The sequence below is a fragment of the Oscillibacter sp. CU971 genome (assembly GCF_905219725.1).
Lineage (GTDB): Bacteria > Bacillota > Clostridia > Oscillospirales > Oscillospiraceae > Oscillibacter.
The window spans coordinates 1-2,203 of the sequence record NZ_CAJMXG010000378.1 but is presented as its reverse complement, the minus strand read 5'-3'; the positions used below and the strand labels follow the sequence as shown (position 1 = coordinate 2,203).

Sequence of the window (2,203 nt, the reverse complement as noted above, 5' to 3'; positions counted from 1 at the left end):
TGTAACATAGCTATCACCTTCTGATAACATTCTACACCTCAAGTCAATGCACTGTTATTTTATTGGATTGCTATAGGGAAGCTGGAAGACCGTCTCTCGTCGCTGTCCTTCAGACAGTCGGTAGAAGTGGATATGATGGCTGGCATCTTGGCGGACGGCTTTCAGTTCAGCGAGGAGGACCTGCGCCGCCGCCGGGCGGAGAGTGTGAACAACGTGAAGCGGACCAATGGCCGCATCTCTTTGGAGAAATACGTGCGGGGCGCCTGGGAGGATGAGGACGAGTGGCAAGACTGATTATCAAGAGTCCATACTTCAAAGGCGGTGGCTCCAGCGGTAAGAATGCCGCTGGCTACCTTCGGTACATCGCCACCCGCGAACGTGTGGAATTTCTGCCGGATGGCCGTCCGCCGACGCACAAGCAGGAGCAGCTCATAAAAAAGCTGACGAAAGATTTCCCGGACAGTAAAACGTCAGTGCAGTATGCGGAGTACACAGAGGAGCCAACCAAGTATCACGCCTCAGAGTTCATAGCCTCTACGTTGGAAAGCTACTGGCCGGAAGTGAACCAGTCCGAAACCTATATGAAGTACATCGCTACCCGGCCTCGGGTAGAGCGGCTGGGCAGCCATGGATTGTTCGGTGACGAGGATGTCGTTGACCTTGAAAAAGCAATGACAGAGTTGAGCGAGTACCCAGGCAACATCTGGACGCACATCATCTCCCTCAAGCGAGAGGACGCCGAGCGCCTCGGTTACGATAACGCGAAGGCGTGGCGGAATCTGCTCCGCGCCCACCGCAACGAAATTGCCGCCGCCATGAATATCCCGCCCGCTGACTTCCGTTGGTACGCCGCCTTCCATGATGAGGGCCTTCATCCTCATGTCCATATGATGGCTTGGTCAGCGAAGCCGGGGCAGGCGTATCTCAATCAGGAGGGCATCCGCAAAATCAAGTCAGAACTCACTCGGGATATTTTTCAAGACGAGTTGTTGCACCTCTACGAGCAAAAGAGTTCGTCCAGAGACGAGCTGGTGCGTCAGAGCCGTAAGACGCTGCTGGAGTTGACAAAGCGTATGTGCTCGGAGTTCTGCGACAGCCCCGCGATGGAAAATAAGCTGCTGGATCTCTCATGGTCACTGGAAACTGTCAGGGGCAAAAAGGTCTACGGCTATTTGAGAAAGTCCGTCAAGGCTCAAGTGGACGCCATCGTAGATGAGCTGGCAAGGCTACCAGAGGTGGAATAATGCTACGAAATATGGTGGCGGCTCCAGAGTCAGGTGGAGGATTTCTATTCCGAACAGGAGAGGGTACGCCCTCCACTTTTTCAGGTGAAAGAATTTCGGGCGATCAAGAACACCGTCGTCCGTGAGGCGGAATATATTAGATGTGGTGCGGTCAGCTTTGAGGATGATGGCATTCAGCAAGATGATGAGCCGGGGGAGTTTGCGGATTCCTCCTACGGTTACTGGATGCTGCGAAATATGATTCGCAACGAAGGACTGCCTCTGGAGGAACGGGATGATGCCGTCGCAGAAATGGAGCGGCTTGCTGAAAGCGGCGACCGAAACGCCCAGTATCTCATGGGCATACTCTTGCGGGACGGCCCCCTGCTGATTCCAGACAGTGTGGAGGCTCGGCATTGGCTTGATCAGGCGGCGGCGCAAGGCCATGTAACGGCGCAGTATGCACTTGGAAAGCTGCTCCTCTCTGACGATGTGGAGGTCCGTGATTTGCAGGAGGGCTTGCACTGGCTGGAGACCGCCGCCGAAAATGGCAGCCACTGCGCCGCCCACTGTCTGGGGAAGGAGTACCTTAGAGGAAGAATCATCGAAAAGGATATCGCCAAGGCGGTAGACTGTTTGACTCAATCCGCCGAGGCCGGGAACCAATACGCTCAGTATGCTCTCGGCAAGCTGTACCTCCAAGGGAAAGAAGTAGGACAAGACTCAGCAAAGTACTGGCTGACGCAGCTTGCAAATCAAGGCAATAGCTACGCACGGTTCCTCCTGGACCATCGTCAACACAGCCCGTCTGTTCTCCTCTGTACTGTAAGGCTCCTCCACCACATGAGCAACATTTTCTGGGAGACGATTCCGCCGCCTAATCCGGCGGGCGGTCATGTGGAGAGCAAGCTCATTGGTCGGATTCGTGAAAAGAAAATCGCTATGGGCCATAAGCCGGACGATCACGAGGAGTATCAGGA

3 protein-coding genes are annotated in these 2,203 nt (G+C 54.7%); all 3 read left to right on the top strand.

Going from position 1 to position 2,203, the window contains the following annotated elements; translation table 11 throughout:
- Nucleotides 1–132 precede the first annotated feature (132 nt).
- Nucleotides 133–294 carry a hypothetical protein gene (locus JX325_RS15615; RefSeq protein WP_204791976.1) on the top strand — a complete coding sequence of 54 codons (162 nt, stop codon included), beginning with the start codon at nucleotides 133–135 and terminating at the stop codon, nucleotides 292–294.
- On the top strand, nucleotides 282–1,244 hold the full coding sequence (gene mobP3, locus JX325_RS18305; RefSeq protein ID WP_243414134.1) for a MobP3 family relaxase: 963 nt from the start codon (nucleotides 282–284) through the stop codon (nucleotides 1,242–1,244). The genes JX325_RS15615 and mobP3 overlap by 13 nt, the downstream gene beginning before the upstream one ends.
- A 237-nt stretch (nucleotides 1,245–1,481) precedes the next feature.
- Nucleotides 1,482–2,203 (top strand): tetratricopeptide repeat protein (locus JX325_RS18300; protein WP_243414133.1); only part of this gene is annotated, 722 nt, incomplete at its 3' end.